The 15853-nt window shown below is 62.9% G+C and carries 13 protein-coding genes and 1 tRNA gene; 5 read left to right on the top strand and 9 right to left on the bottom strand.

What is annotated here, in order from left to right; translation table 11 throughout:
- Positions 1-72: 72 nt before the first annotated feature.
- Positions 73-1155 carry an endonuclease/exonuclease/phosphatase family protein gene (locus T5B8_RS02170; protein WP_353175843.1) on the bottom strand — a complete coding sequence of 361 codons (1083 nt, stop codon included), beginning with the start codon at positions 1153-1155 and terminating at the stop codon, positions 73-75.
- Positions 1156-1291: 136 nt separating this feature from the next.
- Positions 1292-4660, bottom strand: coding sequence for an exodeoxyribonuclease V subunit gamma (gene recC / locus T5B8_RS02165; RefSeq protein ID WP_353175841.1), 3369 nt, complete (start codon positions 4658-4660; stop codon positions 1292-1294).
- A gap of 704 nt (positions 4661-5364) precedes the next feature.
- Here recC and T5B8_RS02160 point away from each other — a divergent pair.
- Entirely contained in the window at positions 5365-6771 is a 1407-nt protein-coding gene (locus tag T5B8_RS02160; RefSeq protein WP_353175839.1) for a hypothetical protein, read from the top strand.
- Positions 6772-6839: 68 nt separating this feature from the next.
- On the top strand, positions 6840-7811 hold the full coding sequence (locus tag T5B8_RS02155; protein ID WP_006915204.1) for a hypothetical protein: 972 nt from the start codon (positions 6840-6842) through the stop codon (positions 7809-7811).
- A gap of 207 nt (positions 7812-8018) precedes the next feature.
- Here T5B8_RS02155 and T5B8_RS02150 read toward each other — a convergent pair whose 3' ends face one another.
- From T5B8_RS02150 to T5B8_RS02140, 3 genes are all read right to left on the bottom strand, one after another.
- Entirely contained in the window at positions 8019-8504 is a 486-nt protein-coding gene (locus T5B8_RS02150) for a hypothetical protein (protein WP_353175837.1), read from the bottom strand.
- Between the two features lie 189 nt (positions 8505-8693).
- Complete coding sequence (locus tag T5B8_RS02145; protein WP_353175835.1) at positions 8694-9143, bottom strand: hypothetical protein; 450 nt, start codon at positions 9141-9143, stop codon at positions 8694-8696.
- A 349-nt stretch (positions 9144-9492) separates the two neighbouring features.
- Positions 9493-10128 carry a TetR/AcrR family transcriptional regulator gene (locus T5B8_RS02140; protein WP_353175833.1) on the bottom strand — a complete coding sequence of 212 codons (636 nt, stop codon included), beginning with the start codon at positions 10126-10128 and terminating at the stop codon, positions 9493-9495.
- A gap of 402 nt (positions 10129-10530) precedes the next feature.
- On the opposite strand from T5B8_RS02140, the gene T5B8_RS02135 reads away from it, so the two are divergent.
- Positions 10531-10607 (top strand) — tRNA-Arg (locus T5B8_RS02135).
- Positions 10608-10864: 257 nt separating this feature from the next.
- Here the strand turns inward: T5B8_RS02135 and T5B8_RS02130 are convergent.
- Genes T5B8_RS02130 through T5B8_RS02120 form a run of 3 tightly spaced genes read right to left on the bottom strand, consistent with a single transcriptional unit; the run spans position 10865 to position 14435 of the window.
- Positions 10865-11440, bottom strand: coding sequence for a DUF924 family protein (locus T5B8_RS02130; protein WP_353175831.1), 576 nt, complete (start codon positions 11438-11440; stop codon positions 10865-10867).
- On the bottom strand, positions 11437-12084 hold the full coding sequence (locus T5B8_RS02125) for a cation diffusion facilitator family transporter (protein WP_353175829.1): 648 nt from the start codon (positions 12082-12084) through the stop codon (positions 11437-11439). The genes T5B8_RS02130 and T5B8_RS02125 overlap by 4 nt, the downstream gene beginning before the upstream one ends.
- 11 nt (positions 12085-12095) lie before the next feature.
- The gene (locus tag T5B8_RS02120; protein ID WP_353175827.1) at positions 12096-14435 is read right to left on the bottom strand and encodes a bifunctional acetate--CoA ligase family protein/GNAT family N-acetyltransferase; all 2340 of its coding nucleotides are present in this window, start codon (positions 14433-14435) and stop codon (positions 12096-12098) included.
- Positions 14436-14557: 122 nt separating this feature from the next.
- On the opposite strand from T5B8_RS02120, the gene T5B8_RS02115 reads away from it, so the two are divergent.
- Positions 14558-14740, top strand: a complete 183-nt coding sequence (locus tag T5B8_RS02115) for a hypothetical protein (protein ID WP_353175825.1) — start codon at positions 14558-14560, stop codon at positions 14738-14740.
- A 71-nt stretch (positions 14741-14811) separates the two neighbouring features.
- Positions 14812-15519 (top strand): EAL domain-containing protein, encoded by a 708-nt coding sequence (locus tag T5B8_RS02110; protein WP_353175823.1) that lies wholly within the window; start codon positions 14812-14814, stop codon positions 15517-15519.
- A 19-nt stretch (positions 15520-15538) separates the two neighbouring features.
- Here T5B8_RS02110 and T5B8_RS02105 read toward each other — a convergent pair whose 3' ends face one another.
- Positions 15539-15844 carry a hypothetical protein gene (locus tag T5B8_RS02105; protein ID WP_353175821.1) on the bottom strand — a complete coding sequence of 102 codons (306 nt, stop codon included), beginning with the start codon at positions 15842-15844 and terminating at the stop codon, positions 15539-15541.
- Between the last annotated feature and the right edge of the window lie 9 nt (positions 15845-15853).

Below are 15853 nucleotides of genomic sequence, written 5' to 3'. Positions count from 1 at the left end.
ACACGGCATGGGCCAAGTGTGGCACGACCACCAGCCCGCGTGGACGCCGCCTGCGCCTAGCGCGCGGCCGTGTCAGGGCGCATCGGTCTTGTTCGCCTGGGCCCGGGCGCGTTCGATGGTGGCGTGCGCGCTGCGTAGGGTGGCTTGTTCGGGTTTGTCGCGGGTTTCGCTTTCACTTTTTTCGACCCGGCACAGCCGCGCGACATAGGGAAAATGATCGGAGCCGAAATCGTCACCGCGAATCAGTTCGATGGCATCGAAGCCCGCTTCGTAGAACACATGATCGAGCGGCCAGCGCATCCACCAGGAGTTGGCGTCGTAGGTGGGCAGAAAACCGTAACCGTGACGCGGGTCGACCAGGCGTGCGATCTCGCGCATGTGCGTGACGGCCCGTTCCCAGGGCGTGGCATTGAGGTCTCCGGCTACCACGCCGGGGTGGTCGCTGTCGTGCAGCAGCAAGCCGGCCTTGAGCAGCACGGCGTCGCGGCCAAGTGCGGACTGCGACGGATGCGGCGGGCGCGGATGAATGCCCAGAAAATCGACATGCTCGCCGGTGCGAAGCTCGACTTCGGTGACGATTTGCGGGGTGTCCTGGCCGGCCAGATGGCGCACTTCACTCGAATGCAGCGGCAGGCGCGAATACAGCGCGATACCGAAATACGAGCCGGTGGTATGGCGGATGATGTGGGGCATCGTCTGTTCGAGCGGCGCCAGCGCATTCAGCCATTGATCGTTGACCTCGAGCACCACGAACACATCCGGCTGGTAGCGGCGGGCCTGCTCGATCAGCCGACCGTCCGGGTTGTTGGTCAGGCGCACGTTGGCGACCATCACGGTCAGGCGTTTCTCGGCCGGGCAGGCGTTGTTGGCAATCGGGCCGTGCAGGGGCGCGTAGGGCAGCAATACGATGGCGTGATAGATCAGCGTGCCCAGCATGACGGCCATCAACGCCAGGCTCGTGCGCCGATAGCGGCCCAGAAAGCAGGCCGCGCCCAGCAACAACACGCCCAGGATTACAGCGCTTTGCAGCCGCGGGAAATCCGTGATGCGAATCCACCAGATATCGCTGGGAATCAGCGAAAGCAGGTTGGCGATGGCCAGGCCCAGGCCAGCCGCGCCGATGAGCCCGAAAACGACGATAGAAAGATATTTCACGCTGCGCTATAGCCTGTCATGCCTCAACCGGCGCGTAGGCTAAACGCTCGGCCGGGCCGATGGAATCCGCAATTTTCCCCGGCGTGCCGGCGCGCCACGGCGGGGCGGAGGTTCGAGGCGGCAGCAACGCGAGATGTCAGCCATCATCGACCGGTGTGAGTACGGCGTTCATTGGCCCGCTGATCGCCTCGATCGCTTGAATGAAGGGGCTTTGCTCGGCGCTGTCGCCCAGCGGCGCGTCATCGGGCCCGAGCAGGCGCGCGAAGTACGGGTCGCGGGTCAGGTGGTGGGGGAAATAGGCATCCGGCTTGAAGCGGTAGCTGACGTTGTCGAAGGCCTTGTTCTGGTCGGCGTCGTATTCGTCGTCGAGATCCGGGTGGTAGGGCAACGGCTGGCGCTGGCCGTCGCGATAGATCGCGATGAGGTCGGCGAGCATGGTCGCGGCGGTCTGTGTGTCGATATGGCCCGCGTAATGAGCGGTTTCGAGGGTCTTCTTCTTCGGCGCGAAGCCCGCCATTTCCAGCGCGACGTCGTGGCCGGATGCGACCACGGCCAGATAATCGATCCAGTAGCGCAAGCGAAAACGCGTTTTGAGCTTGCCGGTACGCAGCCGCCGAAGCGCCTGCGGCCATTTTTGCGGCACGCGGCCGGTCACCCGCACGCCGGCAATCGACAGATCGATATCCACGGTGGTCGGCGTGGCCTCGGCCTTCCAGGTCTGCCAGATCGGCAACAGCTGGTTCACGGCGTCTGCCTGATCCGCGTAGTTCACATCGGCCAGGGGTGGCGGCGGCAGCGTGCCGCGGGCGCGTTCGAGCGCGGTGGGCTGGAGATCGATCGCATCGAGGTCGGCACGATCGGCGCTGTCGAACAGACGCTGGCGCAGCCCGGCCGCGGCGAGCGGGTCGAGCGCGATGGGCTCGGCATCGTCGATACGGGCGTCCTCGATGTCGAGGTCGAGTTTGATTCGTTCGCGAAAGAATGCCCGCGGTGGATGGTCGAAAAACCGTTTCAGGCTTTCCAGGTCGATCGTCTCCAGGGCCTCGCGCAGCGGCGCGCTACTGTTGTCCACTAGCGGGGCGGCCGTGGCGCGAGCGCTGATCGCCGCACGGGTGGCATCGCGCCAGTCACCGGCGAAGGTGAATACGCGCGCGTCGGGTTCGTCGGGCGTGAAGTAGCGCGGCGAGAACGGCTGCATGGGCTGATCGTGGACGAGGCGCTGCTTGAACGCCTTCGCGCTGTGATCACGAAAATAATGGCGATGTACGAATTCCAGCGTTTCGCCCACGATCGGCGAGGGCGGCAGGCTTTCGCCAGTGTGCATGTCCTGGCCGAGATAGCTGATATAGAAGGCGTCGCGCGCGGCGGTGAGCGCCTGCAGGAACAGCAGCCGGTCGTCGTCGCGAATATTGCGATCGCCCAGACGCGGCGCATCGAACATCACGTTGAAGGCGCGGGCTGTGTCCTGGCGCGGGAAGGCGTCGTCGTTCATGCCCAGCACGCAGACCACACGAAACGGCACGGCGCGTAGCGGCACCATGCCGCAGAAGGTGATGCCGCCGGCCAGGAATGGCTGGCGTTCGGCCGCGGATTCGAGCGTGGCCCGCAGCATGTCGCGCACGGCAGGCCAGAAGATACGGCGATCGCCACTTAGTGTGCGCTCGGCGGTACAGCGTTCAGCGGTTTCGAAACGGGCGAATACGCTGCGCAGGCTGTCGACCGCGCGTTGTTCGTCGGGCGCGTCGGTAGCCGGTGCGACGAGCGCATCGAGCATCGTATTGAGCCGGGTCTGCCATTCGCCGGGCGTGGCCGGCTCGGCCAGCGCGTCGGCGGTATCGGCGAGTACGCGTTCGAAACGCCAGAGCTTGCCAAGGGCTGCGGTAATCCCGCCTTCCAGATCGGCCCAGGGGGCCACACCGGCGGTCAGCGTCTGGTCGTCGGACTGGGCCACGCCGAGCAATAGACGATCCAGACCGAAACGCCAGCTGTTCTGCTCGAATGCGCCGGCGCCGAGTTCGGCGCGGTGGGCGCTGTCGCGGCCCCAGCGTATGCCGGCCTCGGCCACCCAGTCGGTCATCGCGTCCAGTTCGCCGGCTGACAGGCCGAAGCGGCGCATGACCGCGGGTACGGCCAGCAGATCCAGCAGTTCGCTGGCCTGCCAGCGCGATAATGGCAGATCGAGCAGGGCGGAGACACAGGTCACGATCGGATGCGCGGCCGAGCGGGCGCGATCGGCCAGGCCGAACGGCAGATAGCGATCGGGCGGCGCACCGCCGAACACGGCTTCGATGGCCGGCGCGTAGGCGGCCACATCCGGCAACATGACGATGATGTCACGCGGGGCCAGGCGCGCGCTCGCGTTGATCTCACCGGCGGCCACGCGGGCATCGTCGGCGGCGAGACGGTCCAGCAACTGATCCTGCAGCACCTGTATTTCGCGTAGCGGGCTGTGGCAGGCATGCACTTCGAACGAGGTGTCGTCGTCGGCCATGCCCTGGGCGCTGTCGCGACAGCCTAGGCGCACGATATCGGCCTGGATACGATGCAGCAGGCTGTCGTCGGGCGGTACCTCGTAGGCCATCAGATCGCCCAGTTCGGGTTCGATCATGCCCGCGAATTCGTCGGAATACAGTACGCGCACCGTGTCACGTGCCATGCGCCCAAGCGCCGAGAGCAACGGATGTCCGGCTTCTACGGCGGCCTCGCCGGGCAAAAGCGAGGTGTCGTCGTCGTCCGGCAGTTCCAGCGGCAAGCGGCCGGCGACGATATCGCCCCAATACGCCTCGCTGGGATTGGGCAACAGGAAATACACGTCGACGTGCTCGGCCAGCGCATAGAGCAGGCGCAGATGATCGGGCGCGAGCGCGACCAGCCCGAAGCAATACAGCGGGTCGGGGCAGTGGGCGATCAGGCGCTGTTGCAGGACGCGGTCGGTTTTCAGGCGCTGGATGAAATCGGTCAGCACGCGGGCGCGATGACGGGCGCCGAGCCGTTCCGCCCGGGTGAGCCAGCGCCAGACCGCGGCCTGCCAGTGGCCGGGATTGTGCGCGGGTGTTTCGCCGGCCTCCCAGCGCGCCAGCATGTCGGCGCGGTAGACCAGATACTGATCGAACACATCGGCGAGCTGACGGGCGAGCTGGTAGCGGCGCACCTCGTCGACCGGGTCGCCCAGATAATCCGCCACGGCGCGAATTTCATGCGCCATCGCCGGTAATGCCAGGTACAGATGCCAGGGCAGGCAATCGGGCTCGAAATGATCGCCGGCGTCGGCATCGTCGATCAGATCGTGCAGCAAGGCCCAGATGAACTCACCGGGCAGACGGCCGTTGATGTTCGCCGCGATACCTTCGCTCTCGGCCAGCTGAATACGCAGCCAGCGGCCGATACCGGCGTTCGGGGCGAGCACGGTGTCGCGAATCAGGGGCGGTGCGGGCCGTTGCTGACGTAGTGCGCCGAACAGCTCGGCCAGCCGGCTCAGATCGTTGTGGTGATACAGATAGAACATTCGCCGGCCAGTCGATAACGCACACATCACGGCAGTGCCGCTTTCGGCTCTGAAGGATACGCCACGTATCGCCATTCGCGTGACTGCGGCAAGCCTCTATCCCTGTGGCAGCCAGCCGACAACGAGGTGGTTCGATGGCGCCAACGCGCGAATCGCGGGGTTCATTTGCCCAAATTTCTGCGCGGATCACGCCTTGGAAAGTCCGGTTTGGTATGCGTTTTTACGGCCCGACAAGCGACGGGCGAATATGCGCATGCTGCAATGCACATCAACGCCTGTATGGTGCATTCGATTAAAGTCGAATCGGATGCTGCATTGCGGTATGAAATCGGGATATATCTTTTCTAAACAGTGCGATGGGGCGAATGCATTCATATCGGAAAATCCGCCTTTCAGGTTGTGTCAATAAAAATGAAACAGGAGTTCACTAACCGCTTGCACGGTAAAAAAAAATACTATAAACAGACAGTCGTGACTTATGACTCACGAGTCACCCAGGGGGAGTATTCAACATCGAGCAAGTCGGCCAAGAGCCCACCGGTCGCCGCGACGGCCTGGGCTTGAAAGCACGACGCGGGTGCGAGCGATAAAGACCAGGCGGGCCTGAGGCGCGAACCGGTCGACCGACGCCCCAAGCAGTGTGCGGAGTACTCGAGAACACCAGTCCATGCGTTCCCGTAGTAACTAGAGGGGAGAAAGAACAAATGATCCGCGATCTCAATAAAGCAATCGAGGCGAAACAGCCGGGCCGTCGGGGCCATCTGACCCGCGTCATCGGTTTGTCCGCCCTGGCAGCGCTGGGCTGTGTGGGTACAGCCAATGCCACCATCAAGACCGATATCGGCGTCGACTATCGCGCCACCGGTTTCTATGTGGAGTCCGAGTCGTTTGCCACGCCGGCCACCGACCCGGAAATCACCCCGCAAGACAACGATAACGGCTTTGCGCATTACCTACGCGTCAAGGCCGATCTCAAGCACGAAGAAACCGGTGTCGAAGTCCATACCCGCGTGGAACTGGCCGGCGATCGCTGGAGTGGCGACCAGCGCGATTACCAGACCAGTTCCGATAACTCGTTCAATGCGGACAACCGCGGCGACAACGTCCGGCTCGACCTGGGCTTCGTACAGATTCCGTTCCAATATGGTCTGCTGCGCGTCGGCCGGCAGGAAGCCAACTGGAACAACTGTTTCCTGGTCTGCGACGACCGTCGCGATCGTGCGCTGTTTCTGACCAAGCTGGGCAAGGTCAGTGCCTTCATCGGTTATGACCGTCGTCAGGACAACACCGGCTACCTCAACGAAGACAACGGCGACCAAATCTTCCCGGGTTTTGTCGCCCCGCTGGGCGAATCCGGCTGGTCGCTGGGCTTCCTCTACGTGCACTGGCTCGACAACTACAACGGCGACCTGGTGGGGCCGGCCGGACCGCGTAATACCTATGTGCTGTCGAACACGAATATCTACTCGCCTTACATGCAGGGTAGCGTGGGCCCGGTAGATATTTCCTTTGGTGGTAACTGGCTCGAAGGCGGCAACGTCAATGCGAACCAGACCGCAGAAGGCGGCGATTACTTCAACGACGACGCCTATTCGGGTTACTTCCGCATCGGCGCCGACGTCGGCATGTTCGAACTCAAGGCACAGTACGTGGCGACCCGCGACGGCGGTCTGATGTCGACCGGCTTCGATACCTACTCGAGCCTGATCAACTCCAGCCCGGAATCCACCGCCAATCCGACCAGCCTGTATCAGATGGGTCGTTACCTCGGGCGTGAAGGCTTCGACGAGTCGCTGTATATCGCCAGTATCGGCATGAATGTGACCGAGAAGTTCGCCGTGCGCGGCGCGCTGGGCTTCCTGGATATCGAAGTGCCGGATTCGGCCGCGGTCAATGGTGAAACCAGCGATACCAGCACGGTCTACGACTTGCAGGCCAGCTATCAGCTCAACGAAGCGGTCCGTACCTGGGCCACGCTGGGTATGCTCAAGGAGAACGATGTCGGTATTCTGCGTGGCAATAGCCTGATTGGCGGCGGCACGCCGAACGGCGGCAGCTTTGCCGACGATCGGGTAATCGCCGGCAGCGTGAATCTTGGCGTACAGTTCTAAGCGTCAGTAAGGTTGAAGGGGTCTTCGCCGTTGGCGAAGGCCCCTCTTTTTTTGTATCGGGAGTCGCTGTGTTGTCGAATCGTTTCAAACGCGTTCAATCGCTTGTCTGGGCCGCCGCGGCGGCAGGTGTTCTGGCGGGCTGTGCCTCGGGGCCCGGTAACCCCGCCGGTGACAACGGCGAAGCGCCTTTGGCCGATTCGGACGCGGCGTTTGGTTACGAGCAGACGGACTGGGGCAAACCCTTCTGGGAAAAATGGATGGACAAGGCGCGTGAAGAAGGACGTGCCGATGCCATACGATCCGGTCAGGCGCCGGCGGCCGCAGTGGCTGCGGCGCCGGTGGAGACGATCGATTCATCCGGGATGAAACCCAAGATCGGTGTCTATATCGCCAAGGATCAGCGCGATTCGATGACCGCCTATCGTCTGCTCGCGGCACTGGAACGCCAGTCGGCGCGCCATGGCCTGACGTTGATCTCGCCCAACGAACTGGATGAAGCCGTTGGCGGCTCGGATGCCTGTGGCTCGGAAAGCCCGCTCGACTGTCCGCGCTTGCTGGCGATCTTCCCCGGTATCCGGGGTCTGCTGGTCGTGGATCCCAAAGGCAGTGGCAACTCGGTGACGCTTGAGTCGCGCATGATGGATCCGGATTTCGATATTCGCTACGAGCCGTTGTCCACACGCGTGCAGGTTGCCGATGGGTCGAACTCGGATCTGGAAATCTGGAGCGATCGTATTCTGGATACCGCGGCCGATCGGATTGGCATCGCGCCCTGGTTCGGTCACAGTTTCGCGCTCAAGGGCGAGGATATGTATATCAATGCCGGCCGGGCGGCGGGCCTCGAAGTGGGTGACGAGCTGGCGGTACACAGCGAAGGCTCGCTGGTGCGTTCGCCCAGCGGCCAGGTGATCGCCTGGGAGCCGGGCCCGGAAGTCGGCCGTGTTCGGATCAAGGAATTTGTCGGCGAGAATATTTCGCTGGCCGAGCAGGTGTCTGGCCAAATGCCCAAACCCAAGGATCGGCTTACGTACGCCGACTGAGGCTTTTCGGCCTCGCGAAAACGCCGGCTTTATGCCGGCGTTTTTTTTGCGGTTACGCGTTCGAGGGTGGCAGCTTCGAGCGCCCTGACGGGGCCAGGTGTTGTTGTCGCCGGCTGTCGAGAGAACGTAAAAAAACGCCGACAAGCGGTAAAAACCTGTCGGCGCCCTGGATCAACGCGCTATCTGTCTACAGAGACAGACCGCAGATCAGTCGTCGTCGAGGTCGCTGTCGGCCGCGCTGTCGCTGTTGAGTGAACCACCACTCTTGTTGAAGTCTTGAACCTCGTGCGACAGTTCATCCGCACGTTCGTGATCGATCGGCTTCGACGTGGACAGATCGTCGTTGACCTGGCTGTCGGCCGCGCTGTCGCGGTTGAGTGAGCCGCCGCTACGGTTGTAATCGCGCACTTCGTTGGCGAGTTCGTCGGCTTTTTCGTGGTCCGCCGGTGTTTTCGGCAGCGATTCGCCATCGGCGTCGATATGCCCGGTGGGCGCACCCGAGCGGGCCGCGCTTTCTTCTTTCAAAGAGCCGTGGTTCTGATTGAACTGCTCGACTTCCTGCGACAATTCCTCGGCGCGGGTCGGCTCATTGGCCTGATCCTGCTCGGCCAGTGCAACGCCAACGCTGCCCATCGTGCCCGCCAAGGCAAAGCCGCAGATCAGTGCGTAACGTGTTTTTGCCGGTTTGTGCATATCATCTCTCCTGAGTGGTCGGCTGGGCCTTAGGGCAGCCTTTTATTCTGGTTTCAGCGCTCGTAGACGGTGATAGCTGTATTTTGCCGCTTTTTATGCAAACGAGCGCGTAACCATTATACCCATAACGCTCACAAAAAAGCCGGGAGCGATTGAATCGCTCCCGGCTCGCATGCACTTCTCAGGGGGTTAGAAGCGCAGTGCGTTCAGGTTGCCACCGGTCTCGTTGTAGCGGGCCAGCTCGGCGGCCAGTGCTTCGGTCTGCGGATAGGTATGGACCGTGGTGCCGGCAGGCATGTGCGTTTCCGGTACCAGACCTTCGCTGGCCTGGGCATTGTAGTTTTCGATTTCGTTGCTCAGCTGCATCGCCGTGCGGGAGACTTCGGCGCTCTGATCGCTGCTCGCCAGGCCATTGCCGACGATACGGCCCTGGGTATCCTGACGGTTGAATGCATCGAGTTCCGCGGCGAGCTGGTCGGCCTGCGGGTGACTGGCGACCGTAGCGTTGGCCTGGGGCTGCGCATTCTGGGCGTCAAGCGCCTGAACCGCTTCCGACTGGGCGAAACCGAGCGAGGAGAAACCAACAAGCCCGGCGATTAGCGCGGTGGAAAGGGCGGTGTGTGCGATACGGGTGTTCATTGCGGTCTCCTTGAAAACGTGTTCGCGCGATTTGGCGCGGTATTAAACGAAAGTCGTATTGCTATTCGGCTATGGGTATAGCGTATGGCGAGATATGTGTATATTCAAGGAATGCACTGCAACATTTTTCGCGAACTGTGCTAATGCACTAATTCGACATTAAAAATAATTCGACTGAATTGGTGTGTAATACAGCAAATGGACAAAAGCGGTGTTGCGCGGCGCAAAAATGGCGGCGATTCTGCCGCGTGGAACGGGTCTGCCTGGAGGCGAATCCGGGCTTTCCGGACTGTCTAAGTCGGGCCTCGGGTGCCGCGCATAGCGTGCCTGCGGGCGGGCACGGGTGCGTTTACGGGGTCTCGCTGGAGCGAATCGCGATCCCGTTACGGATGAAGTCCATGACTGCATCCAGTTCGGCCTCGTTCAGGCCTTCGTTTTGCCAAAGGCCATAACGCAGGCCCAGGAAATGGGCGGTGCCCATGAGTACCCAGACCCAGACGTCGAGATCGCCGTCGCGAATCTCGTATTTCTCCACGGATTTCTCCAGGGCGCTGATATAACCACGCGCGAAATCCATGTAGTAGTCCTTATAGATCTGCTCGTCGACGAACAGCGATTCCTGAACCACCCGATAAAGGTTGCGGCGCTTGCCGACAAAGCGGATGAACGCGGCCATGCCTTCGCGTTCCGCGTCCAGGCGCGACAGGCCCGGCGGGATGGAGTGGGCGAGCATACGGCGCAATTCACGCCCCATATGCCGGACCAGTTCCGCAAGCACGTCTTCCTTGTTACGGAAATAAAGGTAGAAAGTGCCCTGAGCGACGCCGGCGGCACGGGTAATATCGCTTATCGAAGCGCGAAAGAAGCCAGTGTTACCGAACGCGTCCTCGGCGGCCGCCAATAGTTTCTGTCGGGTCGCCTCGCCACGTGCAGTGGTCGGTTTCAACGGCGACTTTTCGTTACCGGACACGGCGGTATGACTCATAGGGTATATTTGGCGCATGCTAGCGGGGCCATATCACTGGAGTCAATGTATGACGCAGTGGTTATGGTAATTGCCAATAGCAGCGTTTTCCGTTGAAGTCGAATGGCTAGGGCAGCTCTGCACAACCTGTCACGGTCGCGCCGGCCCGAAGGGGTTCGGCCTCAAAAGTGCTACGACTTAGTTGTGCGAGCTTGACCTGCCAATCAGGCAGGCGCTGCGCTCGCACGCCTTGTCGCAACGCATTTGCCCTTGAAAGTCTTCGTCAGGGCGAACGCGAGCCGCGAGAGGTTATACAGAGCTCGCCTGAATACTATGTCGTTCGGCGCGTAGTTCAATGACGCACATCAAAACGCGGTCGAGATATTGCGGCGGTTGCGGTAGGCTAGCCGCGGCGCGCGCCATGCCCCGGTAGCTCAGCAGGATAGAGCAGCCGCCTCCTAAGCGGCAGGTCGCAGGTTCGACTCCTGCTCGGGGCACCATATCAAAAGCCGGCCGTAGCGCCGGCTTTTGATATGGTCTTTCGAATAAGCGTCGAACCTGCGACAAAACCAACAATGCTGGTTCGACGGCTTCGCGCAGCGGAGCCGAATCGTCGCGTAGCGACGAGCCCGAAGGGTAAGCGACGTCAGCCGCGAATATCCTCGTTCCTGTTTTTCGAATGCGTGGCGAAAAGCCGCGGCGGATTGTCAGCCAGTATTCACTCGCCGAAGCGCTCGAGCCACTACCCGCTCGCCGTTCAGAACGATGAGCCGGGCTCGCGAAGGAAAGCGGCTTCGGCGGGCGTGCTGGTACGGCCGAGCAGGCTGTTGCGGTGCGGATAGCGGCCGAAACGTTCGATGATCGCGTAGTGCTCACGTTCGGATTTGAGATGTCCGGCCAGGCCGAGCGCTTGATACAGCGCGAGTGCCCGTTCGTGATCGGCCAATGTTTCGCTGTGCATGAACGGCATATAGACGAAGGCACGCTGCTGGGGCGTAAGCATTGTGTCGTCGCCGTTTGCAATGGCCTCGCGGGCACAGTTCAACGCGCGCTCGTCGTTTTCGAAGGCACGCGGGCTGTCGCGGTGGATATTGCGGGAGAACTGGTCGAGTACGAGGATTTCGGCCAGCCGCCCCAGCGGCGTGGCGCGCCAGTGCGCAAGCTCGCCGCGGGCCGCGGCCGTCAGGGTGGCACCGAACTGCTGGGCGATCCGGCGATCGAGCGCGGCGGATTTTCGAAACCAGTCGCGGGGCGCGAGGGTGTCGAACCAGAAGTCGATGACCGAGCCCGGCGATACCGTCGTGTCAGGCGTTTCGACGCCGTGATGACTCATGCCGACCGGTCCAAGACGTGCCCGGGTTGTGCTGCCTCCCGGTAGGCGCCGCGGGCATCACCGAGCACGCCAAAGGCGGAGCGTAGAAACAGGGCCGCGATCGCCGCGCCGATAATCAGATCCGGCCAGATACTGTGGGTGAAGGCAACCAGCGCGGCCGCCACGATGACACCGCTGTTCGCGAACAGGTCGTTGCGCGAGCAGATCCATACCGAACGCATGTTGATATCGTCTTCCCGATGACGAGTAAGCAGCACGAGACAGACGATATTGCCGACCAATGCAAGCGTGCCCACGACTGCCATGATGGGCGCGGCCGGCGGCAGGCCATAGACAAGCTTGGCGACAAGCTGGGCACAGACGACGAGCCCGAATACGAGCATGACCATGCCCTTGAAGCCGGCCGACAATGCCTTGGCGCGTGCGCCGCGCGCGATCACGGCCAGGCTGAAGGCGTAGACCAGGGTATCGCCGAGCATATCCAGCGAATCGGCGAGCAGCGCCGTGGAACCGGCGATCCAGCCGGCCGTGAATTCGCCGACGAACATCACCGCGTTGAGCGCGAGCACGGTCCAGAGCACACGTCGCTGGCCGTCGCGCATGGCTTGCAGGTGGGCATCGTCTTCGTGGCAGCATCCGGCCATGGCGGAATCTCCTAGCTCGGTAAGACGCTCGTATAGTTACGCACGGAAATTTCCACCCGTACGCTGCTGGCATCGTCGAGCGAGCGCTTGACCTTGAAGCCCAGGCTGCGAGCGAGCTGCAGCATGGGCCGGTTCTGAGCCAGCACATCGCCATAGACGATCTCGGTACCGCGGGCACTGGCCTGACGCAGCAAACAGTCGAGCAGATGCCGGCCCAGCCCGACGCCGGTGTGGTCGTGGTGCACGAGAATGGCGAATTCGGCTTCCATGTTATCCGGGTCGGCAATCAGCGTGCCCATGCCGGCGAGCGCGTCCGGGCGGTCGTAGGGGCTGACCACGAGCGAGACCTCCCGGTCGTAATCCACCTGGGTGATACGGGCGGCCATATCGTGCGAGAAATGGCGGATGAAATTGAAGAACCGCAGGCGGATTTCTTCCGGACTGAGGCTTTCCAGCAAATCCAATACCAGCGGCTCGTCCGAAGGGCGAATTGCGCGCACGATATAGCGAGTGCCGCCGCGTAACGACACGATATGGCGCATGCGCGCCGGGTAGGGCGACATCGCCAGCCGGTCGCGCTCGGCAAGCGGTTTATCGGTGATTTCGATCAGACTATCGGCCGGCGCCTGCAAGCGCCCACGCGGGCCGGCGGCCACGCGTACGTCCAGACCCGCGAGCTGGGGCAGGTCCACCACGAGCTTGCCCAGTCGCACCAGCGCCTGGGCCAGCGCTTCGAAGGCTGCCCGCGTACCGCGCAGGCGCCCGGCACTGGCGCCTTCGAGCATGCGCCGTGCCAGCAACGCATCGAGTGGTGCGAAGCCATAAGCGGGTTCGATACCCAGCGCTTCGTCGCGCACGCTCATCACCATGCCCAGTTCGCCGTGGCGATAGACACGAACGCGCACGCGCACGGCCGCTTCTGCCGGGGTTTCGCCGGCGATGCCGTAGGCACTGAGCAGATGGCTGGCTTCGTCGCTGGATAGCCATTCCACGCCGCTGCTGGCCAGCATGGTCAGGCGTTCGCGCAGGCTGTCGACATCCGCCGTCACGGTCGGGTCGGGGGGCGGCGTGGCCGTAAGCAGTTCGCGGGTGAACTGATAGCGGGCACGATAGCGCACCGCGCGCACGGCATCGTCCGCGGTCACGAAAGTGGCCAGCCGTGCTTTCGCGCTGGCGGCGCGCGCCGGCAGCGCAGTATGCAGACCCAGCCAGACACTCATGATGCGATGCGAGAACTCGGCCGCGCCGATCGCCTTGACCATGGGTTCGTGCGGCTGGCCGGCGATGGGACTGTGAATGAACAGCACGGCATCGACATTCTCATCGCGACAGGTATGGGCCAGTGCGGCGAGCGTTTCATCGATGTCCGAACGGCCGATATCGATGGCCACACCCAGATCCACGGCCTGCGGGGCTTGCTCGGTGAGCGCTTCTCGGCTGGCACTCGACAGGCGTGCCGGTTCGATGGCGTGGCGAAACATCGCATCCGTACCCAGCGCACAGGCCCCGGCGCCGTTGCCCACGACGACCACCCGATGGCTGCCGATGGTGGGTAAGAGCTCCATGGCGGCCAGCCCGTCGAACAGCCCACCCAGGTTTTCGCATTCCACCAGGCCGGCCCGGGCAAAGGCCGCCGAGCGCACCGGGTCCGGCCCGAGCGGGCCGTCATCCACGGCGCGTCGGGTTTGAAGTACCAGCACGGGCTTGACCCGCGCCGCCGCGCGGGCCGATGACATGAACTTGCGCGGCGAGCGGATATGGCCGACCTGCAGCACGATCGCACGGGTGCGCGGGTCGAGCGCGGCATAGTCGAGCAGATCGGCGATATCGATATCGGCTTCCGCGCCGCTGCAGGCAAGCCAGGAAAAACCGATATTGCGCCCGAGTGCCCAGTCGAGCGAGGCGGCCGCCAGCGATTGCGACTGGGTGATGAGCGCGACCTTGCCCGGGCGCGGTTCCAGCGCGAGGGTGCTGAAATTATGGCCGTCGCGCGTGTGGACGATACCGGCGGTGCGCGAACCCAGCAGGCGCAGGTTGTACGGCTGGGCGGCGCGCAGCACCTTCCCGGAGATACGCCGCTCGGCCGCCCACAGCACGGCACGACATCCACGCGCCCCGAGCGCGTCGATGCGTTGTTCGGTGCCCCAGCGTGCATCCAGGATGACCGCCAGGCGTGCGTCGAAGGATTCGAGCCGGGCGAGATCGGCCCGTGTCTTGACGTGCCGGCAGTGCTCGGCATCCACACTGGCTTCGATATTGCGCAGCAGCTGGGTCTGGGCGGCGCCTTGCGCGGCGCCGTAGATCACCACGCCTTGCGGATGAAACAGCGCATCGATATTGCGAAGCGTCATTGCGCAGGCTCCCTGTGGGCATGGGCGCGGTATACGAATGGATTCAATCGGGTCGTCATCGCCGACATCACAGCAGGGTTGCGCGTCATGCTCAAGCCAAACCGTCGCACGGCGATATCTTCATGACCACGATCGGCGATGATCGGCCGCCACCCGCACGCACGGCGGCCGGCGCCGGTGTCGCGCTGTGGCGTTATTTGCCGAAAATGTGCGCCCGCAGGGGGCAAGTTCGCCCCTTGCTTGCCGATAAGACTCTGTATCGGCCGAAGTTCTTGCGCGCGCAAAAAAGCAACACGGGGAAATAATGTCCAAATGTCTTCGCGATGAGAATGGGACGTGTCGTCGTTGCGACCACGGCCTCGACTTCGATTTCACCATGGCTTTCCAGCCGATCGTGGATATCGCCGCGGGCGAGGTTTTTGCCCAGGAAGCACTGGTGCGCGGGGTAGACGGCCAGTCCGCGGGGGAGATTCTGGCCAAGGTCACACCGGCGTCACTGTATCGGTTCGACCAGGCCTGTCGTACCCGCGCGATCGAAATCGCGCACGGTCTGGGCTGTGAGCGGCCGGTATCGATCAACTTCCTGCCGAATGCGGTGTACGAACCCAATGCCTGTATCCAGGCGACCCTGAAGCTGGCCTCCGAGCTTGGCTGGCCGCTGCATAACATCATGTTCGAGGTCACCGAAACCGAATACGTGCGCGATCGTCTGCATTTGCAGCGTATCGTCGAATCCTATCGGGCGATGGGCTTTCTGACCGCCATCGACGACTTCGGCGCCGGCTACGCCAATCTCGAACTGCTGGTGGATATTCGCCCGGACGTAATCAAGGCCGACCGTAATCTGATCATCGATGTCGATCGTAACGAACGCCGCCAGGCCATCATGGATGGCCTGGTAACCCTGACCGATCGGCTGGATATTCGCCTGATCGCCGAGGGCGTGGAGACGCTGGCGGAGGCGCGCTGGCTCTATGCGCGCGGTATTACGCTCCAGCAGGGTTATTTGTATGCACGCCCGGCTATCGAGACGCTTTCGGACTGCCCGCACGATTTGATCGCCGAGATACGCGCCGGCGCGTAAGCGCAGCGCGTCGGCGCGGTCAGGCACGCATATAGGCCCAGCCGGCGCGCTGGCGCTCGGCGATATACACCACCGCAGCCGGCACACGTGCCAGCGTGGCGGGCGCGTTGAGCTGCTTTTTTTCGAGGGTATTCGCGCACAGACGCAGATAGTCGTCGGTGGTATGCGGCGCCTCGAGTGCCGCGGCCACGGCATCGGCGTTGACCACGATTTCCACTTCGGCCTGTGGCCGGGCGGCGACGAAGTTCGCGGCATTGCTGCGAGCCCGAGCCAGCGAGGCCGCGTCGGCTGCATGAATGATCAGTTGCAACGGCGAATCGGACATCGGTACACC

This window comes from Salinisphaera sp. T5B8 (genome assembly GCF_040361255.1).
Taxonomy (GTDB): domain Bacteria; phylum Pseudomonadota; class Gammaproteobacteria; order Nevskiales; family Salinisphaeraceae; genus Salinisphaera.
The sequence above is the reverse complement of the archived record's forward strand: the minus strand, read 5'-3'. Positions and strand labels throughout refer to the sequence as shown.